Below are 19,419 nucleotides of genomic sequence, written 5' to 3' on the forward strand. Positions count from 1 at the left end.
GTTCGTCCCAACCGAGGTAAGCAGTGCCCTGGATGCATCAGCTCAGCCGGGTGTCGATCAAGCGGCAAGGGCCCCTTAGCTGGACGATTGCGCTGGCGCTGTTCGCCGTGAGCCTCGGCGTCCGCGTCCTGTTCGACCCTGTTCTGAGCGGGATGAAATTTCTCACCTTCTATCCGGCGATTGCACTGGCCACGCTTATCTGCGGCTGGCGGCAGGGCGCGGTCGTCCTGGCCCTGTCGGCCGTCACGGGATGGCGGTTCTACTTAGAACCGTTCGATTCTTTCGAACTCAAAGACAAGGCGACCGTTGGAGCGATTATCGGCTTTCTTCTGGTTGGCGGCTTCATCGTCGCTCTCGTGGCGGGGCTGCGCGAGGCCGTTCGGCGCGTCGAGCTGGCGAAAGCCGTGCAGGAAACTTTGTTCAGCGAGCTCCAGCATCGGGTCGCCAATAATCTGCAGCTCGTTGTCGCGTTACTGCGAAACGCCCAGCGCAATTTGCGCAATCCGGTGCTCGCGGCTCAAACTCTCAACGAGGCCGAGGAGCGCATCATCGCGATGTCGCAATTGCATCGGCGGCTTCACGACGGGACGGCGTATGGGAATGGCCTGGAGCCGCTGTTGCGGGAAATGCTTGCGAACGCCTTTCGAGACCTGCCGGTCAAGGCGACGGTCGACATCAAAGGCGCGCCGGAGCTTTCCATCGATCAGATGACGGCTATTAGCCTGCTGGTGAACGAGGCCGCCCTGAACGCGGCGAAACATGTGTTCTCAAAGGGGCTCGGCGCGCGTTTCAATGTCTCTCTCGCAAAGGACGCCGCCGGGCGTCTGCTTCTCCAAATCAGCGACGACGGCCCGGGCATGCTCGAGAGCGCCGACCCGATGGGCTCGCTGGGGATGGGCATCATGGAGGCGTTCGCCACTCAGCTCGGCGGCTCGCTCGAGGTGGCGCGCGGCGCCGGCACGTCCTTAAGCGTGCAGTTTGCGACGCGGTGAGCGACCAACGCGTCACAGACGCCAGACCTTGCGCCCAGGCGTAAGGCGGGCTGTTCAGCCTTGACCAACGTCGTATAGTATCCGCTTTCTTTTTGAGCGGGGTCATGTCATGGCGTCTCTTCGTAAAATTGTTTCGCTCTCGCTTGCCGCCGCGGGATTGGCGTCGAGCCTCACCCTAACCACGCCGGCCGCGGCCCAATGGGGTTGGGGTCCAGGCTGGGGCTGGGGCTACGGGTATAATAACGGGGCCGCGGTCGCCGGCGCCGCCATCGGCGGGCTGGCGTTGGGGACGATGCTTGGCGCAGCCGTCGCTTCTCAAGAGCAATATGCGGAGCCTTATTACGCCGCGCCCCCTTCCCGCCGCGGAGCGCGTCTGTGTCCCGCCTGGCAGCCGATCTATGACGACTGGGGAACATTCATCCGATACCAGCGCGTCAAGGTGGCCTGCTGAGACACCCGAACGCGATGTTGAAAGCTGCGCTTATCGTCGCTCTGGCGGTCGCTCTCGGCGCCTGCGGCGCCAATTTTCATGTCAGAGGACCCTGCTCGACGCCCGGCGTGTCGCCGTTCGCGTCCAATTGTCCGGCTCCCGCGCCAGACAAGGATAAGTAAGGCCTCCACAACTTGGGGCTGGCGGGTTGGCCGGCCTCGCTCGGAAGGAGACCGCCAATGCCGAGATTTGCCCTTGCGCTGATATGCGCCGTCGGAACGTTGAGTTTCAACTTGAGCGCTTCCGCTCAAACGACCGCGCCCGCCGCGCCCGATTGTGCGGCCCGGGCGACCGAGAAGAAGCTCGCTGGCGCCGCGCTCAACAGCTTCATGAAGAAGTGCGAGCGTGACGCCGCGACCCGCGGCTGCGAGGCCGCCGCCGCCGAGAAGAAATTGGCCGGAGCCGCACGGACCAGCTTCACGAGAAAATGCGTCAAAGACGCGGTTTCGCCGCCAGCCAGTCAGTAGTGCGAGCTACAGTTGTACTTCTGCGACAGTGGCAGAGGAATGTCGCTTCCTGTAAAACGCCAAGCTTGGCGAACGGCCTTGTCAGGCGCTAGCCTCGGCAAGGTTTCAGGGGCAGTTTTCAGGGGTATGCGGCTTGTCTCCGCCAGCCGGGGACAAGCCGCTTTTCATTTGCGCCCCCCGATCCCGGGGATGTTCCGTTTTCGATCAGCTCCTTGAATAATCAGAAAATTCGAGCAAAGATAGGCGCTGCGTCGGAGGCTTTTGCCGCCGCTTTCTTCACCACGACCGTCTGGAGGGAAACATGGATTTTCGTCCGTCGTCCGTCCGTGATGCGATCCGGGCCGCCGGCGTCACAGCAGAAGGATCGCTTCCGCAACGCCCCGACGCCGGGCATGATTTCGATGCGCCGGCATGGCGCAGCCCAGTGAACGGCTGGCCCGGGCCCTCCGTCTGCAGGCGCTTTCCGCCGCGCTTGATCGACCTGGAGCGGCGCGCCCGCTTCGCGCGCCTGCCGCTCGATCAGCGCTGACCCGCCGAAGGCGAGCGGACGTCGCGCCGCTCGCCGAGGGCCGACAACGCGCTATCTCCCCTGCTCTACCGTCGAACGGCGCGAGAGCCATGTCGTCAAAACCTCCCGTCCGGCAACGCACTCCCGAGGACGATCCGGCGCCCGGCGCGCCGGGGACGGGAGAAGATGTCTGCCCAGAATGCCACGGAACCGGCAAGAAGACCGATCCGGACACAGGCGCCCGGTTCGACGCGCCATGCCCGCGCTGCGACGGCAGCGGCCGCATCGTCGAGGGCATTGGCGGCGGCTGACCAGCCCTCAAAGTCTCGTGCCTTCGTCAATCTCGCCGGGACGGAAGGGCGTCTCGAACTCGGCCCCTATGCCGCCGGCGAAGTGGCGCACCACAATGGCCGGAGTCGCGCCGACGACGATGCGCAAGCCAGGATCAGGCCGCGCCTCAGTCTCCAGGCCGACGCCCGAGAGCGACAGATCGCGGATCCTGACAATGGTCTCCTGTCCGTCGGGCAGCCGCAGAAGGGTCCTCGGCATGATCGGAACGATGCGCTCGTGCCGGCGGTCGTCCGGAAGATTGACGGCGTGGCGGTTGGCGAACCAGGTGAGCTGGTCGGCGAGCCGGTCGCGCTTCGCGGCCGACAGATTCATCGTCAGCGCAAAGCCCGCCTCCGTATGGTCGGTGGCGACGCCCGCGAAGCGGCCGATCTGGTCGAGATAGACAATGACCTTTTCGCCGATGGCCGCCCGGACCGGCGCCATCAGCGTCATGTCGCCCGGCGACATCTCGAGCGTCCGACAGGGATATTCGCGCCGTGACTCCAGCATGCAGCGCCCGAACAAAGTGACGGGCACGCGCTGGAACCGTCGACTTTCATGCAGCTTCCAGGACTGATTGTATTCAAGCTGGGTGGCCGCCATGTCTTCGCGTATCTGCGTCTCGAGTTACAGAACGATACCACGAGCGTCTTTAAGGATTCTTACAGACGGAAGAAAAGACGGACTATAATACTATCTGTTTTGATTATATACAACGAGACGCGGCCGAGTTTGCCCATGCTGAACTGCCTGGACGGCGCCAGGAAGGAACCCCGGAAACAGGACGCGCATCGAAAGGAATTCCAGCGGGTCCACGCGCATTTCCCCGAGCCACTCCGCCGGATGGGCTGGCGACAGGGCGCCGAGCATGCGCGCATGGGTCTTGCCGAAATGACGCAAGGGCAGTAGCAGCAGCTCGAGTTCGAGCTGGTGCTCTGCCGCGGCGACGCTCGTTCTCGCGCCGGCGATAACGGGCGTGACGCCGTCCATCGCGGTCATCAGCGTCGCGGATACGCTGCGACGATGCTTTTCCTGCCACAAGTCGACAAAAGACTCGCCTCTCTGCTCGGCCTGCCAGAGCGCATCGATGCGCGCCCCGGAAAACCGGAAGGGAAAGGCGCCCTCCGCGTCCACCTCAAGGATGAAGGCGTCAGCGAGGATGTTGCGTATCATGGCCGGATCGATATGCGCGCGATCGGGAGCGGCGCGCGCGCCTCTCAGCTTGTTCCAATATGCGAACAACTCCTTGCTGACCTGGTGTCTCATCTCTTCCCGTCCCGGTGACCGGCGGCTTGCGCCAGATCGAAACAGGGCGCCCCCACAGCGCCCGTCTTACGCGACGTTCAGCAGTCGGCGTGCCATGGGCGTGGGTTAACCTTTTCTCAATCTCTTTCTTGCCGAAACCTTAGCCTTATGGGAGATTTGCCGCGTGGGCCGGCGACAGGGAGAAGTTCCGCTTCCTTCGAAGGTCTCAACCAAGACGAAGCTGACTGTTTTCGGGAAGTCATCTTTCTTAAGCGACAAGACGCGGATAAGAGGGGGAGCGTTTGCTCCGGCGCTTCCCCTTGTCCTCTCCTTGGCGTCTGCAACGCGCGTTGCTCCAGCGCCGGCGTCGCGGCAAGGCGCGGCAGGGCGCTGGCGCGGGACCGCCTGGAGAGAGACGTGGCCGACGACAGGGAGAAGATGCTCAATCTGCCGGGGGTGATCAGCGCCCTCCTCGGCGTCATGGCGGCCATTCAGCTTTTCGTCGCGGTCGCGCCGCCAAGCGTCGTCCACTCCCTGTACGACGCCTTCGCTTTCATCCCTTTGCGCCTGAGTTTCCTTTTGGCCCCGCAACGGGTTCTTGCCGCGCTCGGCGCGAGTCCCCTCGATCAGGGCCGCGAAGAGTTCGCCACCCTTCTCGGGGCCGGCCCGCTCGTCTATGTCACGCCCATCACCTATGCTTTTCTTCACGGCGGGTGGACGCATCTTCTCATCAACGCTCTCACGCTCGCGGCTTTTGGCGCGCCCGTCGCGCGCCGTCTCGGCGGAGCCCGCTTTCTTTGGTTTTTCGGCGCCTGCGCCGTCGCTGGCGCGATGCTGCATTTTTTACTGCACGCCCTCGACGCGACTCCAGTCGTCGGCGCCTCGGCGGCGATCTCCGGAACGATGGCGGCGATCGTGCGTTTTGCATTTACCCCCGGCGCGCGGCTGGGTTACGACTCTATTGGCGGGATAAGGGCGCGGACCGCGTCGCTTTCGCAGCTTCGCGAGAACAGACAGGCGATGCTTTTTCTGATCGTCTGGTTCGGCGCGAACCTCCTCTTCGGCGCCTTCCCCGAGGCGATGGGTTCGTCCGAGCCGATCGCCTGGGAAGCGCATCTCGGAGGGTTCGTTTTCGGGCTCCTGACCTTCGGCGCCTTCGACCATTGGGGGCGGCAGGTCTAGCGCCCTTCGCTTGAACAGCCGCCGGGCCGCCGCCGCGGCGCGCAGGGGCCGGGCTGATCGAGGGAGGGAAGCGATGACTGTTGCAATGATTCTTTCTGAAAAAGGCCGGCATGTCGTGACGGCGGCGCCGACGGTCACCCTGCATCATGTGACCCAGGAGCTGATGCGTCACGGGATCGGCGCCCTGGTTATCGTCGACGGCGGCGGCGTGGTCGTTGGACTGATCTCGGAACGAGACGTCGTGGCGGCCGTTGCAACCGGCGGGGCGCGGGCGCTCGAGGAGCCGGTGTCAAACCACATGCAGCAGGCGCCGGTGACGGCTCACGAAAACGACACGGTCGACACCACCATGCAGACCATGACGCTCGAACGGCGTCGCCACCTTCCGGTCATGCGGGACGACCGTCTGACGGGCCTTGTCTCGATCGGCGACGTGGTGAAATATCGTATTCGCGTCATCGAAGAAGAACATCGCTCGATGCGCGAATACATCGCCCAGGCTTGAAGGCCCACTTGAAAGCCTGGCCCGATCGCGTCGCAGACGCGATCGGTCGAGCAATCAGACCGTCGCGCCCGGAATGGGGATATGCGCGAAAATATTGGGCAAAGCGCGCTTCGCGGCGGAGCGTCCGACATTGATGAGCTGATCGGCCTTGTGGAAATCGAACATGCCAATATCCTCCATCCGCGCGGTGATGGTGGCGTCCGGCGGATCGCCGGCTAGCCGCGAACGCAGGATGCGGTCCTGAATAATGTTGAAAGCGTCGATCATCGCCGTCGCGACGTTCGGCGCATCGCCCGGCTGACGCTCGAAATAGCGCGGCAGGATGCGATCCACGAAAGAAATGTCTGGCTTGTCCCCAAACGGCCCAGCCTCGGCCGCGCGCTTCGCCGCCGCCGGATCGTCGCGAATGACGCGCGCCCGATACATCGTGTCGGCGGTGACGTTGACCGCAATGACGAATTCCGCGCCGAGGGCGCGACAGACGGTCACCGGCACAGGATTGACCAGCGCGCCGTCGAAAAGCCAGCGGTCGCCCACGCGTACCGGCTCGAAAATGCCGGGGAGCGCGTAGGAGGCGCGGATGGCGTGGGCCAGCCCGCCGCGTTGCAGCCAGACCTCGTGACCCGTCCCGACTTCCGTCGCGACAGCTGCGAAGGGGATTGGCAAATCCTCGATGTTGAGGGAGTCGAGCTCCTGCTCCAGCGCCGCCTTCAGCCGCTCGCCGGTGATGAGGCTGGCGCCGGAAAAGGAAAGATCCATCAGGGTGAACACGCGCCGCCGAGTGAGCGAACGCGCGAAGGTCTCGATCTGATCCAGCCGGCCGGCGGCATAGCATCCGCCCACCACGGCGCCGATGGACGTGCCGGCGACAATGTCTGGATGAATTCCCTGCTCGGACAGTTCGCGCAGCACGCCGATATGGGACCAGCCTCGCGCTGCGCCCGCGCCGAGGGCCAGCCCGATCAGCGGCTGGCCGCGGGGCCGTGTGCGCGTGTCGCGATCCTCGCCCAAAACAGCCGGGGGCCCGCCCCTTTCGGGTGTTTCCGTGGCGTTCGTCACTTCCCGCGACTCGCTGGTGATCGAAGTGTCCGTGCGTCGTAGCAGCGATAACATCACATAATTCCTGCTCAGTCGTCCCCTCTGCCAATCTTTTTGATTTTATATGGGAGCGAGGCTGCGCCTCGAAAATGGCCAGGAGGTTAACCTTTGGCCAAACACCTTATGCAGGCCGCAGGTTCCGTCGAGAGCCGTCAAGCCTCGAGCAAGCGTCGCCTATTTTGGGCGCTGCGGACCAGATGCAGGAAGAGCCGGCGTGCGCCGTTACTCTGTAAAAATCAATCGCCGCGGCCCGCCGTCAGTCGTCACCTGCCGATAGAAACACGACTTGCGGCCGGTATGGCAGGCCTTGCCGTCGCCGCCGGCTTCGACCGTCAACATGAGCGCGTCCTGGTCGCAGTCCACGGAAAGCGACACGACTCGCTGCACCTGTCCGGAAGTGTCGCCCTTGCGCCAGAGCGCGTTACGCGAGCGGGACCAGTAATGGGCGACGCCGGTCTCGATGGTCTTATCCAGCGCCAGCTGGTTCATATAGGCGACCATGAGAATCTCGCGCGTCGCGGCCTCCACCGTCACGCAGACGATGAGGCCGCTCGCGTCGAAACGGGGCGCAAATTGTGTCCCCTCCTCCAGCGCCGCCTTGTCCATCAACGGGCGCCGCGCAGCAGCGTGTAGAAATGCGCCTGCTGGGCCGGATCGTCGCGGAAGACGCCCGAGAACTGGACCGTTACCGTAGACGAGCCCTGTTTCAGCACGCCGCGCATGGACATGCACATATGCTCCGCCTCGACCAGCACGGCGACGCCGCGCGGATTGAGATGCGTCTCGATCTCGCCTGCGATCTGCGCCGTCATCGCCTCCTGGGTCTGAAGGCGGCGCGCAAAGACGTCGACGAGACGCGCAAGCTTCGAGAGGCCGACGACGCCGCCTGTGGGATAATAGGCGATATGCGCCTTGCCGACGAAGGGCACGACATGGTGCTCGCAATGCGAGGTGAAGGGGATGTCGCGCACCAGGACGAGGTCGTCATAGCCTTCGACCTCCTCGAAGACGCGAGAGAGCACCTCGTCCGCGGTCTCCTGATAGCCTTTGAAAAACTCCTCGTACGCCTTCACCACGCGGCGGGGCGTCTCGCGCAGGCCCTCGCGGTCGGGATTGTCTCCGGCCCAGCGCAGCAGCGTGCGCACCGCCGCCTCGGCTTCGGCGCGGGACGGGCGCTCGAGCCTCTTCCCGGCGCCTTCGGACGCGGCAGGGCGCTCGGCGGTCGCAGGCGTGGCGTCGATCATTGGCGTGCGATCTTCTTCGAAACCGGGGCGGGCGGGAAAGGTCTTAACCACGTCATCCATGTGGCGCCTCCTCAAACTGTCGCGCCGCAACGAGCGACGCTGGCCTCCATGCGGTCAAGACGCATGGGTCATCACCTCAAATCACGCCCCTCGGAAACCATAAAACCGACGCGAAATTCGAGACTTCGCCCGAGTCTTGCAGAAGCTGCGGCGCCTCGGCGTTGCGCCGGAGCCGCCGCTTTCGCGCCGGCCCTCGAAACTCTATATAAAGGCGAGCGGGACCGAACGTAAGCCCCGCGCCGAGACCGCGGTGACATGCTCGATAAGGTCTACAACGCCAGAATCCTCGAACTCGCCGGAAATATCCCGCGTATCGGCCGCTTGGCGCAGCCGGACGCCACCGCCAAGGCCTATTCCAAGCTTTGCGGCTCGACGATCACGGTCGATCTCAACCTTCGGGACGGGAAAGTCTCCGATTACGCGCATGAGTTGAAGGCCTGCGCCCTGGGCCAGGCTTCGGCGTCGATCATGGCGCGCAATGTGGTGGGCTCGACCCCGCAGGAGTTGCGCGAAGCCCGTGAGGCGTTGCGCCGCATGCTGAAGGAGAACGGCCCGCCCCCCGAAGGCAAATGGGCCGACCTCGCCGTGCTGGAGCCCGTGCGCGACTACAAGGCGCGGCATGGGTCGACGATGCTGGCGTTCGACGCGGTGGTTGACGCGGTGGGGAAGGCGGAGGAGGCGGAGAAAGCGCAGTAGCGCTTGCGCGGCGTGGCGGCCGCCCTACCCCCGCACGCGCCGTTCCGGCTATGTTGCGCCATGACCGCCCCCCCGATTCGCATCCTCGGCATCGACCCCGGCTTGAGAAACACCGGCTGGGGGGTCATCGAGTGTCAGGGCTCGCGCCTCTCCTTCATCGCCTGCGGGCGGGTGCGGTCGGACGGATCGCTCGACATGGGCAACCGGCTGCGGCAACTCCACGAAGGGCTGATGCAGGTCATCGCCGATTATGCGCCGCATGAGGCGGCGGTGGAGGAGACCTTCGTCAACCGCGATCCGCAATCCACCCTCAAGCTCGGTCAGGCGCGCGGCGTCGCCTTGATGGCCCCCGCCCTCGCCGGCCTCGTCATCGCCGAATATGCGGCCAATCTCGTGAAGAAGACCGTCGTTGGCGCGGGACACGCTGAAAAGGCGCAGATTCAGATGATGGTGCGCGTGCTGCTGCCCGCGAGCGCCGCAACCAGCGCCGACGCCGCCGACGCGCTGGCCGTCGCGATCTGCCATGCCCAGCACCGCGGCGCGCGGGCGCTGAAGGCGGCGCTCGCATGATCGGCAAGCTAAAGGGCCTGATTGACAGCTACGGCGAGGATTTCGTCATTCTGGACGTGAACGGCGTCGGCTACATCGTGCATTGTTCGGCGCGAACGCTGCAAAAACTGCCCCGCGCTGGCGAAGCGGCGGCGCTCGCCATCGAGACGCAAGTCCGCGAGGATTCAATCAAGCTCTTCGGTTTCCAGGGCGAGGCCGAGCGCGACTGGTTCCGTCTGCTGCAAACCGTTCAGGGCGTCGGCGCCAAAGTGGCGCTTGGCATTCTCTCCATTCTTTCCGTCTCCGAACTGGGCTCGGCCATCGCCACGCAGGACAAGGGGATGATTGCGCGCGCCTCGGGGGTCGGGCCGAAGCTCGCCGCGCGCATCGTCGCGGAACTGAAGGACAAGGCGCCCGCCTTCGGCTCGGTCGATCCAGTCGTCGCCAAACTTTCCGGCGACGCGGATGAAAGCGCCCCTTCCGCAGTGCGGGACGCCGTCTCCGCCCTCGTCAATCTCGGCTATGGCCGCCCCCAGGCGGCCGCGGCCATCGCCGCCAGCGTCAAGGCGCTCGGCGAAAGCGCCGAGACGGGCGCGCTCATCCGCCAGGGGTTGAAGGAGTTGGCCAAGGCGTAAGGCAACGTTAAAGCTCGGTCGACAATAAAAGAGGCGCGCCGGCGCCCGGCGCGTTTGGAGACCGGCATGAGCGTGACATCCGCGGCGCCCCTCGCGGGCCTTCTGGCGCTGACGGCCCGGCGCGTTCGACAGGACCTGCAGTTCTCCCGCATCTTTCTCGTCGATCTGGCCGCGACCGCGGCCTATGGCGCGACAACGCTGCTGCTGCTCGCCTGGGGCGACGCGACTTCGCAAAGCACGCGCGCTCTTTGCGTCGCCGGCGCGGCCTATGTGTCGCTGCTCGTGCTCAAGATCGGCCTCGTCGTCTATCTCGAAAAGCGCGGCGGCGACGCGCGGCAGTTCATCGGCTCCGAGACGCTGGTGACGAGCGGGGTCTATGCGTTCTCCCGCAATCCGGTGTACGTCGTCTCGCTTCTCCAGAGCCTGGCCTGGTCGCTCGGGCTGATCGGGTTCGGACTCGGAGGCGCCGGCCTCTGTCCTCTGACTTTGCTGGCCGCGGCGACGCTACTTTATGGGCACTTTTGGGGCATGGACAGGCTCATCGTGCCCCATGAGGAGGAAGCGCTGCGCGCCCGCCACCCGGAGGCCTTCGGCGCCTATTGCGCCCGCGTGAACCGCTGGTTGGGATGGCGCGCTCAGGCGGAAATGACGTCGCGGTAGATTTCCGCGAGCGAGAGCTCGAAGCCGATCGCCGGCAGGCGCAGCAAATCTTCTGCCCGCTCGAGTCTGGGGCGCTCGAAAAAGCCGCCTTCGACCCGGTCGAAGACGTCGACCGCCAACTGATCGCGCTCGATAAGGACGTAATGTCGCAGCGACGGCAGCCGCTGATACAGCGCCCACTTCTCCCAGCGGTCGCGCTGGGCCGAGCCTTTCGAAACCACTTCGACAAGGACGACCGGATCGTCGAGGGATGTGGCGTCAGGCGGCAGCGGCCCACATTTGACGATGACGTCCGGGAAACAGGCGAGGTCCAAAAGCCTCTCCTTGAGCCAGAAGGTCTCGGCGAAAGGCCGGCAATTGGAGCCTTTGCGCCGGAAATCGGTCATCATCGCCGTGGCGACGTTTTGGCAGATCCGGTTATGCTCCCACCGCGCGCCGACCATCATGCGCACGACGCGGCCGCCGATCAGCTCCCACTTTTCGTCGGCGGGCTTGTCGGCGAGAAGTTCCTCGAAATCGTCGAGGGACATATACTCGTATTGCGAGGACGGGCGATTCACGGCGCGGCTCCGTTTGACAAAGATTAGCATAGCGCGCGCGCCGGCGCATGGGAGCGATCCTTGACCACCCCTGCCCGGCTCGTCGGCCCAGAGCAGCGCGACGACGACGCGGACCAGAGCCTCCGGCCGCTGTCGCTCGGCGACTTCACAGGCCAGGAGGCGGCGCGCGCCAATCTCAAGGTCTTCATCGAGGCTGCGAAGCGGCGCGGCGACGCGCTCGACCATGTGCTGCTCGTCGGGCCCCCGGGCCTCGGCAAGACGACGCTGGCGCAGATCGTCGCCCGCGAACTCGGCGTCAATTTCCGATCGACGTCCGGGCCCGTGATCGCCAAGGCTGGCGATCTCGCGGCCCAGCTCACCAATCTCGAGCCGCGCGACGTGCTCTTCATCGACGAAATCCACCGCCTCAATCCGGCTGTGGAGGAAATTCTCTATCCGGCGATGGAGGATTTCCAGCTCGACCTCATCATCGGCGAGGGGCCGGCGGCGCGCTCGGTCAAGATCGACCTCGCGAAATTCACCCTTGTCGGCGCGACGACGCGCGCGGGGCTGCTGACGACGCCGCTGCGCGACCGTTTCGGCATCCCGGTTCGGCTGAATTTCTACACGACGGAGGAGCTGGAGCTCATCGTCAAGCGCGGCGCGCGGGTCATTGGCGTCGGCATGGACGACGCGGGCGCACGGGAGATCGCGCGGCGCTCGCGCGGCACGCCCCGCATCGCCGGCCGCCTGCTGCGGCGCGTTCGCGATTTCGCCGTCGTCGAAGGCGCCGCCACGATCACGCGGGCGCTGGCCGACCGCTCGCTCACCTTGCTCGACGTCGATTCCATCGGTCTCGACGTCATGGACCGGCGCTATCTCGACATGGTGGCCGTGAACTTCGGCGGCGGCCCGGTCGGAATCGAGACCATCGCAGCGGCCCTCTCCGAGCCCCGCGACGCCATCGAGGACATTATCGAGCCTTATCTGCTCCAGCAGGGCTTCCTCCAGCGCACGCCGCGCGGGCGCCTGCTGACGCCCCACGCCTTCCGGCATCTGGGCCTTGCGGAGCCGCCGCGGCCGGCCGGACAATTCGGGCTCTTCGACGCAGAAAACGACTGAGCCTCCCCCGCGACAAAACGAGCGCTTAACGCCATGCAAGGCGCGGCTACGGTCACCCTTGCCTGGAACGCGGGCAAATTCATCGATGATCAAAAAATAGGCAGGGAGGACGGCGAAGAGACGGGCGAAATCTCGATCGACCGCATGACCGAGGAGAATGACACGAGCGCGCCGATCGAAGCGATCTGCGAAATGCTCTGCGACAAGCTCATTGCCGAACAGGAGATCGCCTGCGCTGATCCCGCCGCCCGCTTCACCTGGGTCGAAGGCAATCGCGTTCGCCGGGTCCTGCTCGGTAATACGGGCGCAGCCGCCCACTAGACGCGCTCGCATTGGCCCGGCTGCGGCGACGCGCCGGGCCTATAATCCGACGGCTCGATCGTCGCGCGCGCATGGTATAGGAGGCCCGGCCGCCGGCGCTCGTCGGCGACGCCCCTGACATGTCAAAACGCGCGAGCCCTTCACATGACGTCGCCCCATCGCCTCTCCGTCCGCGTCTATTGGGAAGACACCGACGCCTCGGGGCTCGTCTATCATACCTCCTATGTTCGCTTCATGGAGCGCGGGCGCACCGAGCTTCTGCGCTCGCTTGGGCTTGAACAGAGTCAGCTCCTCGACGGCGCGGCCGGCGCCCCGATCTATTTCGTCGTGCGCGCGATGGAGCTCGATTTTCGCAAACCGGCGGTGCTGGACGATCTTCTTTCGGTCGAAACGAAACCGCTGGATCTTGGCGGCGCGTCGCTCAGCCTCGATCAGCGCGTGATGCGCGGCGACGAGCCGCTGGTGACGGCGGTCGTGAAGGTGGTCTGCGTCGAGAATGGACGCGCCAAACGCCTGCCGGCCGAGGTGCGGGCGAAATTCGAGGCGCTGCGCGCGGATCGCTGAAGCTGGAAGCGGCGCCCGGCCGCCTGTCGCCTACTCCGCGAATGCGAGCAGGCCCAGACGCGTCAATTCATGCTCGCGGATGTTTCGGGTGATGGGGTAATAGCCGCCCTTTTTCGCCTGCGTCTGACCGTCGCGGGACAGAATATATTTCACGAATTCGCCCGAAAGCGTGTCGAGCGGCGATTTGGGGTCCTTGAGCAAATAGACGTAGAGTCCGCGGGCGAGCGGATATTTGCGCGTATAGGCGCTCTCGAATGAGGTGTCGTAGCACGGCTTGCCGGCACTGGCGGCGACAGGCACGGCGCGGACTCCGTCGGTCTTGTAGCCGATGCCCGAATAGCCGATCGCGCCCTGTTCCGCGGCGACGGCCTTCACCACCGCTTCCGAACCCGCCTGCTGCTGAACCGCCTCCTTGAAATCGCCGCCGCCGAGCACGTTCTGCTTGAAAAATTTGTTGGTGCCGGAAAGCGTGTTGCGGCCGAAAAGCGTGATCGGTTTCGCCGCCCACGGGCCCGTCGCGCCGAGATCGCCCCAGACATGCGCGCTCTTGCCGCCCGCGCTCTTGGGGTTTTCGGCGAAAATCCGGTCGAGCTGCTCCAGCGTGAGGCAATGCACGGGATTGTCCTTGTGGACATAGATCGCCAAAGCGTCCACAGCGACCAGGACGCCCGTCGGCCGATAACCGCGTTTAGCCTCGAACGCCGCAATCTCGTCCGGGGTCATCTGACGCGACATCGGGGCGAGCTGCGACTCGCCCGAAAGCAGAGCGGGCGGCGCCGTATTGGACCCTTTGCCTTCGATCTCGATCTCCACGCCGGGATAAATGGCTTTGAAGCCCTCCGCCCAAAGCTCCATCTCGCGCAAAAGCGTGTCCGAACCGACGGATTTCAGCTTCCCGGACAGAACCCGGACGGGCTTGTAGGGAGAAAGCTCCAGATCGAAGGACAGGGCGGCGGGAAAAGTCATCGCGCAAAAGGCGAGGACTGTCGCGAGGATACGTTTCATGAGGGGCTCTTTGGCCAAAGGATTGCGACTGTCATAATCTAGAAACAAGCTGACAGTCCGATGACATGGCCCCCCTTTAAGCCGCCGGGTCACGATCTTTTAACCCTTACGGCTTGTTAAGATTTCGGCGGTAGCTATCCTTGTGCGGCGCAACGAAGCCCCAGAAAGGGCGAAATTGCGGGCAATAAGGGCGGCGCTTTTGCTCAGGAAAAGCGCGCCAAATTCCGCTTCAAGGACAAATCATGAATCCAGCCGACATCGCCGCGACCGCCGGCGCCGCCGCCCCCACCGCCGACATCACCATCTGGAGCATGTTCTGGGGCGCGCATATCGTCGTGAAATTCGTGATGGTCGGCCTGCTGCTGGCCTCCGTCTGGTGCTGGGCGATCATCATCGACAAGACGCTGCTGTTCGCGCGCATCCGCCGCTCGATGGATCGGTTCGAGGAGAATTTCTGGTCCGGCAATTCGCTCGAGGAGCTTTACAGCAAGCTGTCCGAGCGTCCGACCTCGGGCATGGCGACCCTCTTCGTCGCGGCCATGAAGGAGTGGAAGCGCTCCTTCCAGACGGGCGCCAGCGCCAGCTTCATGGGCCTTCAGGCCCGCATCGAGAAGGTCCTGGACGTCTCCATCGCCCGCGAGGTCGAGAAACTCGAATCCAATCTCCTCGTGCTCGCGACGGTCGCCTCGGCGGGGCCTTTCGTCGGCCTCTTCGGCACGGTCTGGGGCATCATGACGTCGTTCCGCTCGATCGCCGCCTCCAAGAACACCTCGCTCGCGGTCGTGGCTCCCGGCATCGCCGAGGCGCTGCTCGCCACCGCCATCGGCCTTTTCGCCGCCATTCCGGCGCTCATCGCCTATAACAAGATGCAAGGCGACGTCGCCAAGGCGCAGGCGCGCATGGAGAGCTTCGCCGACGAGTTCTCCGCCATTCTCTCGCGCCAGATCGACCAGCACGCGGCCTCGAACCGCGACCGGGCGGCTTAAGCGATGGGCGCGTCGCTCTCCACGCCCGGACGCAAGGGCGGCCGACGCCGGCGCGGGGTGCCGCGTTACGGCGCGATGGCGGAAATCAACATGACGCCCTTCATCGACGTCATGCTGGTGCTGCTGATCATCTTCATGGTCGCGGCGCCTTTGCTCGCGACCGGCGTCGCCGTCGATCTGCCGCAGACCAAAGCCGGCCCGCTCAATATCGATCAGAAGCCCGTCTCCATCGCGATCGACGACAAGGGCCAGATCTTCCTCATGGATCAGCCCGTCGAGGTCGGCGAGCTTCTCGACCGGCTGAAGGATACGGTCAAACAGGGCTTCGACGAGCGCATCTATGTGCGCGGCTCCAAGGCGGTCAATTACGGCCGCATCGCCGAAGTCATGTCTCTCGTCATCAGCGCGGGATACAAGAAGGTCGCTCTGGTGACGGAGCAGGAGAAGAAGTGAGTCTGCGACGGTGAGGGTTTCGCGCTCCGAGCCTGGCGTCGTCATCTCCTCCGCAGCCCATGCCGGACTGCTGCTGGCGGCGCTCGTCCTGTTCTCGGACGCCCGGAAATTCGACGATGCGCAGGAGATGATCCCGATCGAGGTGGTCACCGACGACGGGCTCAATCAGGTCGCCAAGGGCGAGAAGACCGCGCGCGACCTGAAACCCTCGCAGCGCGTCGACAAGGTCGCGCCGCAAAGCGAAGCCAAGCCGCTGCCGCCGCTCGCTGAGGCGAAGAAGGATACGCCGACCCCGCCGCCGCCGCTCAAGCGCCTGCCCGACCCCGGCGCCGACGACACGCCGGAGCCGACGCCGCCGAAGCGCATCGCCGCCCTGCCCCCGGCGCCGGAGCCGCCGACGCGGCCCCAGCCCGAGAAGAAGCCGGAGCCCCCGAAGCCCGTCGAGGCGAAGCCCGCCCCGACGCCGCCCGCCAAGCCGAAGGCCGCCGCGCCGCAGGAGAAGGAGCAGGAGGAGCCGAAAGAGGCCGAGGTCGTGAAGCCCAAGCCTCCCGTGCGCCCAAAGCCCGAGGAGAAAGAGGCGAAGGAGCCGCCAAAGCCCGAAAAGCCGAAGGAGCGCCTCAAGATCGACGAGGTGGCGAAGCTCCTCGACAGCAAGAAGGCCGAGGAAAAGCCCGCCAAGCCCGAAAACAGCGAGGGCGAGACGGCCGAGAAGAGCGTCAAGGGCGCGAAGCCGAAGGCAGGCGACGAGAGCGCGCCGAAGTCGAAGTTCGACGCCGCGAGCATCTCCAAGCTTTTGAGCAAGGAGGCGCCGCAGCGGCGCGCGGCGACCGGTGATCAACTTCGCACGGCGTCGCTCGGCGCCCCCGAGGGCATGGCGCCGAAAATGTCCGCCTCGATGGAGGCGCGCATCGCGGCCTATATCCACGACCATTATCATCCGTGCTGGGCCTCCGCGCTTACGCTCGGCGGCGCAACCTTCGCGCCCGTCGTGGAGTTCCATTTGAGCCGCGAGGGCGCCCTTGAGGGGCGACCGCGCCTGCTCAATCCCTCGAGCAATCCGGTGGAGCAAGCGCGCGGCGAACAGGCCGTGCAGGCGGTGCGCCGCTGCAGCCCCATGCGCATACCCCCTGAGTTCATGCCTTATTACGAGGAAGCGCTGCATGACGTGACGATCCGCTTCCAGGACGCCAACTGATGGCGTCGGTTTTGAACATGACCATCCAACGAGACGCCTGAAATGACACGCCCCATCACGCGCCGCGCCGCGGCCGGACTCATCGCCTCCGCCGCTCTGGCGCCTTTCACGCCTGCCCGCGCCGGCCGCATCATCGATCTCAAGGGAGGAAGCTTTCAGCCGACCAATATCGCTGTGGCGCCTTTCGCCGGCGACGACGCCGCGCGCACCATCACGTCGGTCGCCGTCAATAACTTCAAGCGGTCGGTTTTCCTGCGGCCCGTCGATTCGAGCGTCGCGGCCGGCTCGCCCGATCAACCCGACCTTTCCGCCTACAAAGCGGCGAATGCGCAATTCGTCTTGACCGGCCGCTCGGTGCGGGCGGGCGACGGTCGTTTGAAGACGGAATTCCGTCTCTTCGACGTCACCACGGGCGAGCAGGTCGCGGGGCAGCAATATGTCACCGAGTCCGCCAATATGCGCCGCGTCGCGCATCTGCTCTCGGACGCCGTTTTCAGCCGCATCACGGGCGAAAAGGGCTTTTTCGACACGCGCATCGTCTTCGTCGACGAGACGGGCTCCAAGGACAAGCGGCGCAAGCGCCTCGCCATGATGGATCAGGACGGCGCCAATGTGCGCTATCTGACCCGTGGCGACGAGTTGGTCGTTACCCCCCGCTTCTCGCCCTCCTCGCTCGACGTCACCTACATGGCCTTGAACGACGACGGCGAGCCGAAGGTCCTTCTCATGAATATCGAGAACAGCCAGCGCGAGGTCGTCGGCAATTTCCCGGGCATGACCTTCTCGCCGCGCTTTTCGCCGGATGGGCAGAAGATCATCATGTCGCTTTCCGAGGGCTCGTCGACAAATCTTTATACAATGGACTTGCGCTCGCGCACGACGACGCGCCTGACCGACACCAGCGCCATCGACACGGCGCCCTCCTATTCGCCGGACGGCTCCCGCATCTGTTTCGAGAGCGACCGCGGCGGCTCGCAGCAAATTTATGTGATGGGGGCGCACGGCGGCGACGCCAAGCGCATTTCTTTCGGCGGCGGCCGCTATTCGACGCCGGTGTGGTCGCCCAAGGGCGATTACATCGCCTTCACCAAGCAGAACGGCGGCAATTTCTCGATCGGCGTGATGAAGACCGACGGCTCGGGCGAGCGCATCCTGACCGAGGGCTTCCACAACGAAGGCCCGACCTGGGCGCCGAACGGCCTGTTCCTGATGTTCTTCCGCGACAGCGGCGGCGGCGGCGGGCCGAAGATTTACATGGTCGACGTCTTCGGCCGCTCGGAGACGCAGGTGCCGACGCCCGGCTACGCCAGCGACCCGGCGTGGGGGCCGCTGCAGGATTGAGCGGCCGTGGCGCCGGCGTGCGCCGGGGCGGACGGCGACCCTTTGTCCTGCACTCCTGCCGCGTGATAATGACCCACGCATGACCAAGCCCGTCCGCATCGACGACAGCTGGAAAAAGCGTCTCGCGCGCGAATTCGAGCAGCCCTATTTTGCCGAGCTGCGCGAATTCGTGCGAAGCGAATATGCGTCCTGCGCGGTCTATCCGCCCGCCGCGCAGATCTTTCGCGCGTTCGACGAATGCCCTTTCGATCAGGTGAAAGTCGTCATTCTCGGCCAGGATCCCTATCACGGCCCCGGACAGGCGAATGGCCTGTGCTTCGCCGTCGGCGCCGGCGTCGCGCCGCCGCCGTCGCTGCAAAACATCTTCAAGGAGATCGAGGCGGACCTCGGCCATCCTGTGTCGCGCGACCCCGACCTCTCGCGCTGGGCGAAACAGGGCGTGCTTTTGCTCAACGCGACGCTCACCGTGCGCGCCACGCAGGCGGGATCGCATCAGAACAAGGGCTGGGAGCGCTTCACCGACGCCGCCGTTCACGCATTGGCGCGCGAGCGCGAGGGCGTCGTGTTCATGCTCTGGGGCTCCTATGCGCGCCGCAAGGGCGCGGGGATCGACCGCAAGAAGCATCTCGTGCTCGAATGCGCCCACCCCTCGCCGCTTTCGGCGCACAACGGCTTCTTCGGCTGCAAGCACTTCTCCAAGGCGAACGACTATCTGGTCGCCAACGGGGAAACGCCCATCGACTGGTGACCGCCGCCCGGCCCCTCGCCCCAACCCTCTCCCCGCGTGCGGGGAGAAGGGGGCGTGGCTCGTGAACGGCGTCGTCAAGGAAGGCCCAACCTCTCCTCCTCTCCCCGCTTGCGGGGAGAGGCCGGGTGAGGGGCTCGGGGCAGTAAGTGACAATGATAACATGAAACCTTGTGAGAATCCCCTGGCCCCTCACCCCAACCCTCTCCCCGGTCGCGGGGAGAAGGGGGCGTGGCTCGTGAACGGCGTCGTCAAGGGAGGCCCAACCTCTCCTCCTCTCCCCGCTTGCGGGGAGAGGCCGGGAGAGGGGCTCGGGGCAGTAAGTGACAATGATAAAATGAAACCTTGTGATAATCCCCTGGCCCCTCACCCCAACCCTCTCCCCGCTCGCGGGGAGAGGGGGCGTGGCTCGTGAACGGCGTCATCAAGGAAGGGCCAACCTCTCCTCCTCTCCCCGCTTGCGGGGAGAGGCCGGGTGAGGGGCTCG

Annotated in this window: 26 protein-coding genes; 19 read left to right on the top strand and 7 right to left on the bottom strand. The window is 65.1% G+C overall.

The features are described 5' to 3' along the window. The first annotated feature begins 32 nt into the window (after positions 1 to 32). The 5 genes from RVU70_RS00450 (at position 33) to RVU70_RS00470 (ending at position 2,768) form a co-directional block, all read left to right on the top strand. Complete coding sequence (locus tag RVU70_RS00450) at positions 33 to 992, top strand: histidine kinase dimerization/phosphoacceptor domain -containing protein (protein ID WP_363351154.1); 960 nt, start codon at positions 33 to 35, stop codon at positions 990 to 992. A 109-nt stretch (positions 993 to 1,101) separates the two neighbouring features. Next, positions 1,102 to 1,443 carry a hypothetical protein gene (locus tag RVU70_RS00455; protein ID WP_363349140.1) on the top strand — a complete coding sequence of 114 codons (342 nt, stop codon included), beginning with the start codon at positions 1,102 to 1,104 and terminating at the stop codon, positions 1,441 to 1,443. A gap of 218 nt (positions 1,444 to 1,661) precedes the next feature. Then, on the top strand, positions 1,662 to 1,949 hold the full coding sequence (locus RVU70_RS00460; RefSeq protein ID WP_363349141.1) for a PsiF family protein: 288 nt from the start codon (positions 1,662 to 1,664) through the stop codon (positions 1,947 to 1,949). A gap of 301 nt (positions 1,950 to 2,250) precedes the next feature. Continuing rightward, a complete protein-coding gene (locus tag RVU70_RS00465; protein ID WP_363349142.1) occupies positions 2,251 to 2,478 on the top strand; it encodes a hypothetical protein in 228 nt (75 codons plus the stop codon). Between the two features lie 89 nt (positions 2,479 to 2,567). Further along, on the top strand, positions 2,568 to 2,768 hold the full coding sequence (locus RVU70_RS00470) for a hypothetical protein (RefSeq protein WP_363349143.1): 201 nt from the start codon (positions 2,568 to 2,570) through the stop codon (positions 2,766 to 2,768). Between the two features lie 7 nt (positions 2,769 to 2,775). Here the strand turns inward: RVU70_RS00470 and RVU70_RS00475 are convergent, their stop codons facing one another. Together RVU70_RS00475 and RVU70_RS00480 are read right to left on the bottom strand one after the other, a co-directional pair. Then, complete coding sequence (locus tag RVU70_RS00475; protein WP_363349144.1) at positions 2,776 to 3,390, bottom strand: PilZ domain-containing protein; 615 nt, start codon at positions 3,388 to 3,390, stop codon at positions 2,776 to 2,778. Between the two features lie 90 nt (positions 3,391 to 3,480). Next, entirely contained in the window at positions 3,481 to 4,053 is a 573-nt protein-coding gene (locus RVU70_RS00480) for a PAS domain-containing protein (protein ID WP_363349145.1), read from the bottom strand. Positions 4,054 to 4,449: 396 nt separating this feature from the next. Between RVU70_RS00480 and RVU70_RS00485 the strand changes: the two genes are divergently transcribed. Together RVU70_RS00485 and RVU70_RS00490 are read left to right on the top strand one after the other, a co-directional pair. Further along, a complete protein-coding gene (locus RVU70_RS00485) occupies positions 4,450 to 5,214 on the top strand; it encodes a rhomboid family intramembrane serine protease (protein ID WP_363349146.1) in 765 nt (254 codons plus the stop codon). A gap of 73 nt (positions 5,215 to 5,287) precedes the next feature. Further along, positions 5,288 to 5,719, top strand: coding sequence for a CBS domain-containing protein (locus RVU70_RS00490; protein WP_363349147.1), 432 nt, complete (start codon positions 5,288 to 5,290; stop codon positions 5,717 to 5,719). 54 nt (positions 5,720 to 5,773) lie between these two features. Here the strand turns inward: RVU70_RS00490 and RVU70_RS00495 are convergent, their stop codons facing one another. From RVU70_RS00495 to folE, 3 genes are all read right to left on the bottom strand, one after another. Continuing rightward, the gene (locus RVU70_RS00495; RefSeq protein ID WP_363349148.1) at positions 5,774 to 6,832 is read right to left on the bottom strand and encodes a patatin family protein; all 1,059 of its coding nucleotides are present in this window, start codon (positions 6,830 to 6,832) and stop codon (positions 5,774 to 5,776) included. Between the two features lie 207 nt (positions 6,833 to 7,039). Then, complete coding sequence (gene hisI / locus RVU70_RS00500) at positions 7,040 to 7,423, bottom strand: phosphoribosyl-AMP cyclohydrolase (protein WP_363349149.1); 384 nt, start codon at positions 7,421 to 7,423, stop codon at positions 7,040 to 7,042. After that, positions 7,423 to 8,121, bottom strand: a complete 699-nt coding sequence (folE, locus tag RVU70_RS00505) for a GTP cyclohydrolase I FolE (protein ID WP_363349150.1) — start codon at positions 8,119 to 8,121, stop codon at positions 7,423 to 7,425. Before folE ends, hisI begins: the two co-directional genes overlap by 1 nt. 255 nt (positions 8,122 to 8,376) lie before the next feature. On the opposite strand from folE, the gene RVU70_RS00510 reads away from it, so the two are divergent. From RVU70_RS00510 to RVU70_RS00525, 4 genes are all read left to right on the top strand, one after another. Beyond that, positions 8,377 to 8,817, top strand: a complete 441-nt coding sequence (locus tag RVU70_RS00510; protein ID WP_363349151.1) for an iron-sulfur cluster assembly scaffold protein — start codon at positions 8,377 to 8,379, stop codon at positions 8,815 to 8,817. 60 nt (positions 8,818 to 8,877) lie between these two features. Next, positions 8,878 to 9,387, top strand: a complete 510-nt coding sequence (gene ruvC, locus RVU70_RS00515; RefSeq protein WP_363349152.1) for a crossover junction endodeoxyribonuclease RuvC — start codon at positions 8,878 to 8,880, stop codon at positions 9,385 to 9,387. Then, positions 9,384 to 10,001 carry a Holliday junction branch migration protein RuvA gene (gene ruvA / locus RVU70_RS00520; RefSeq protein ID WP_363349153.1) on the top strand — a complete coding sequence of 206 codons (618 nt, stop codon included), beginning with the start codon at positions 9,384 to 9,386 and terminating at the stop codon, positions 9,999 to 10,001. The genes ruvC and ruvA overlap by 4 nt, the downstream gene beginning before the upstream one ends. Before the next feature lie 66 nt (positions 10,002 to 10,067). Beyond that, positions 10,068 to 10,661 (top strand): hypothetical protein, encoded by a 594-nt coding sequence (locus RVU70_RS00525; protein WP_363349154.1) that lies wholly within the window; start codon positions 10,068 to 10,070, stop codon positions 10,659 to 10,661. Here RVU70_RS00525 and RVU70_RS00530 read toward each other — a convergent pair. Next, entirely contained in the window at positions 10,637 to 11,221 is a 585-nt protein-coding gene (locus tag RVU70_RS00530; RefSeq protein ID WP_363349155.1) for a Uma2 family endonuclease, read from the bottom strand. The two genes, RVU70_RS00525 and RVU70_RS00530, sit on opposite strands and share 25 nt — an antisense overlap. A gap of 60 nt (positions 11,222 to 11,281) precedes the next feature. Between RVU70_RS00530 and ruvB the strand changes: the two genes are divergently transcribed. From ruvB to ybgC, 3 genes are all read left to right on the top strand, one after another. After that, the gene (ruvB, locus tag RVU70_RS00535; RefSeq protein WP_363349156.1) at positions 11,282 to 12,322 is read left to right on the top strand and encodes a Holliday junction branch migration DNA helicase RuvB; all 1,041 of its coding nucleotides are present in this window, start codon (positions 11,282 to 11,284) and stop codon (positions 12,320 to 12,322) included. 33 nt (positions 12,323 to 12,355) lie between these two features. Continuing rightward, positions 12,356 to 12,643, top strand: coding sequence for a hypothetical protein (locus RVU70_RS00540; RefSeq protein ID WP_363349157.1), 288 nt, complete (start codon positions 12,356 to 12,358; stop codon positions 12,641 to 12,643). 144 nt (positions 12,644 to 12,787) lie between these two features. Next, the gene (gene ybgC / locus RVU70_RS00545) at positions 12,788 to 13,207 is read left to right on the top strand and encodes a tol-pal system-associated acyl-CoA thioesterase (RefSeq protein WP_363349158.1); all 420 of its coding nucleotides are present in this window, start codon (positions 12,788 to 12,790) and stop codon (positions 13,205 to 13,207) included. A gap of 30 nt (positions 13,208 to 13,237) precedes the next feature. Here the strand turns inward: ybgC and RVU70_RS00550 are convergent, their stop codons facing one another. Next, on the bottom strand, positions 13,238 to 14,212 hold the full coding sequence (locus RVU70_RS00550; RefSeq protein WP_363349159.1) for a phosphate ABC transporter substrate-binding protein: 975 nt from the start codon (positions 14,210 to 14,212) through the stop codon (positions 13,238 to 13,240). Positions 14,213 to 14,454: 242 nt separating this feature from the next. Between RVU70_RS00550 and tolQ the strand changes: the two genes are divergently transcribed. From tolQ to ung, 5 genes are all read left to right on the top strand, one after another. Further along, positions 14,455 to 15,198 carry a protein TolQ gene (gene tolQ, locus RVU70_RS00555; protein ID WP_363349160.1) on the top strand — a complete coding sequence of 248 codons (744 nt, stop codon included), beginning with the start codon at positions 14,455 to 14,457 and terminating at the stop codon, positions 15,196 to 15,198. Positions 15,199 to 15,201: 3 nt separating this feature from the next. Then, on the top strand, positions 15,202 to 15,651 hold the full coding sequence (locus tag RVU70_RS00560) for a biopolymer transporter ExbD (protein WP_363349161.1): 450 nt from the start codon (positions 15,202 to 15,204) through the stop codon (positions 15,649 to 15,651). 10 nt (positions 15,652 to 15,661) lie between these two features. After that, positions 15,662 to 16,846: a cell envelope biogenesis protein TolA gene (locus RVU70_RS00565; protein ID WP_363349162.1), complete on the top strand. Its 1,185-nt coding sequence runs from the start codon at positions 15,662 to 15,664 to the stop codon at positions 16,844 to 16,846. 42 nt (positions 16,847 to 16,888) lie between these two features. Further along, on the top strand, positions 16,889 to 18,187 hold the full coding sequence (tolB, locus tag RVU70_RS00570) for a Tol-Pal system beta propeller repeat protein TolB (RefSeq protein ID WP_363349163.1): 1,299 nt from the start codon (positions 16,889 to 16,891) through the stop codon (positions 18,185 to 18,187). Between the two features lie 79 nt (positions 18,188 to 18,266). Then, positions 18,267 to 18,935: a uracil-DNA glycosylase gene (ung, locus tag RVU70_RS00575; RefSeq protein ID WP_363349164.1), complete on the top strand. Its 669-nt coding sequence runs from the start codon at positions 18,267 to 18,269 to the stop codon at positions 18,933 to 18,935. Positions 18,936 to 19,419 lie beyond the last annotated feature (484 nt).

Origin of the sequence: Methylocystis echinoides (assembly GCF_040687965.1) — a bacterium.
In the GTDB taxonomy this organism is placed as follows: domain Bacteria; phylum Pseudomonadota; class Alphaproteobacteria; order Rhizobiales; family Beijerinckiaceae; genus Methylocystis; species Methylocystis echinoides_A.

What these genes read in the sequence shown, in the direction of transcription:
- RVU70_RS00450 (WP_363351154.1), top strand. Translation starts at nt 33, where the DNA reads ATGCATCAGCTCAGCCGGGTGTCGATCAAGCGGCAAGGGCCCCTTAGC.
- RVU70_RS00455 (WP_363349140.1), top strand. Translation starts at nt 1,102, where the DNA reads ATGGCGTCTCTTCGTAAAATTGTTTCGCTCTCGCTTGCCGCCGCGGGA.
- RVU70_RS00460 (WP_363349141.1), top strand. Translation starts at nt 1,662, where the DNA reads ATGCCGAGATTTGCCCTTGCGCTGATATGCGCCGTCGGAACGTTGAGT.
- RVU70_RS00465 (WP_363349142.1), top strand. Translation starts at nt 2,251, where the DNA reads ATGGATTTTCGTCCGTCGTCCGTCCGTGATGCGATCCGGGCCGCCGGC.
- RVU70_RS00470 (WP_363349143.1), top strand. Translation starts at nt 2,568, where the DNA reads ATGTCGTCAAAACCTCCCGTCCGGCAACGCACTCCCGAGGACGATCCG.
- RVU70_RS00475 (WP_363349144.1), bottom strand. Translation starts at nt 3,390, where the DNA reads ATGGCGGCCACCCAGCTTGAATACAATCAGTCCTGGAAGCTGCATGAA.
- RVU70_RS00480 (WP_363349145.1), bottom strand. Translation starts at nt 4,053, where the DNA reads ATGAGACACCAGGTCAGCAAGGAGTTGTTCGCATATTGGAACAAGCTG.
- RVU70_RS00490 (WP_363349147.1), top strand. Translation starts at nt 5,288, where the DNA reads ATGACTGTTGCAATGATTCTTTCTGAAAAAGGCCGGCATGTCGTGACG.
- RVU70_RS00495 (WP_363349148.1), bottom strand. Translation starts at nt 6,832, where the DNA reads ATGTTATCGCTGCTACGACGCACGGACACTTCGATCACCAGCGAGTCG.
- hisI (WP_363349149.1), bottom strand. Translation starts at nt 7,423, where the DNA reads ATGGACAAGGCGGCGCTGGAGGAGGGGACACAATTTGCGCCCCGTTTC.
- folE (WP_363349150.1), bottom strand. Translation starts at nt 8,121, where the DNA reads ATGGATGACGTGGTTAAGACCTTTCCCGCCCGCCCCGGTTTCGAAGAA.
- RVU70_RS00510 (WP_363349151.1), top strand. Translation starts at nt 8,377, where the DNA reads ATGCTCGATAAGGTCTACAACGCCAGAATCCTCGAACTCGCCGGAAAT.
- ruvC (WP_363349152.1), top strand. Translation starts at nt 8,878, where the DNA reads ATGACCGCCCCCCCGATTCGCATCCTCGGCATCGACCCCGGCTTGAGA.
- ruvA (WP_363349153.1), top strand. Translation starts at nt 9,384, where the DNA reads ATGATCGGCAAGCTAAAGGGCCTGATTGACAGCTACGGCGAGGATTTC.
- RVU70_RS00525 (WP_363349154.1), top strand. Translation starts at nt 10,068, where the DNA reads ATGAGCGTGACATCCGCGGCGCCCCTCGCGGGCCTTCTGGCGCTGACG.
- RVU70_RS00540 (WP_363349157.1), top strand. Translation starts at nt 12,356, where the DNA reads ATGCAAGGCGCGGCTACGGTCACCCTTGCCTGGAACGCGGGCAAATTC.
- ybgC (WP_363349158.1), top strand. Translation starts at nt 12,788, where the DNA reads ATGACGTCGCCCCATCGCCTCTCCGTCCGCGTCTATTGGGAAGACACC.
- RVU70_RS00550 (WP_363349159.1), bottom strand. Translation starts at nt 14,212, where the DNA reads ATGAAACGTATCCTCGCGACAGTCCTCGCCTTTTGCGCGATGACTTTT.
- tolQ (WP_363349160.1), top strand. Translation starts at nt 14,455, where the DNA reads ATGAATCCAGCCGACATCGCCGCGACCGCCGGCGCCGCCGCCCCCACC.
- RVU70_RS00560 (WP_363349161.1), top strand. Translation starts at nt 15,202, where the DNA reads ATGGGCGCGTCGCTCTCCACGCCCGGACGCAAGGGCGGCCGACGCCGG.
- tolB (WP_363349163.1), top strand. Translation starts at nt 16,889, where the DNA reads ATGACACGCCCCATCACGCGCCGCGCCGCGGCCGGACTCATCGCCTCC.
- ung (WP_363349164.1), top strand. Translation starts at nt 18,267, where the DNA reads ATGACCAAGCCCGTCCGCATCGACGACAGCTGGAAAAAGCGTCTCGCG.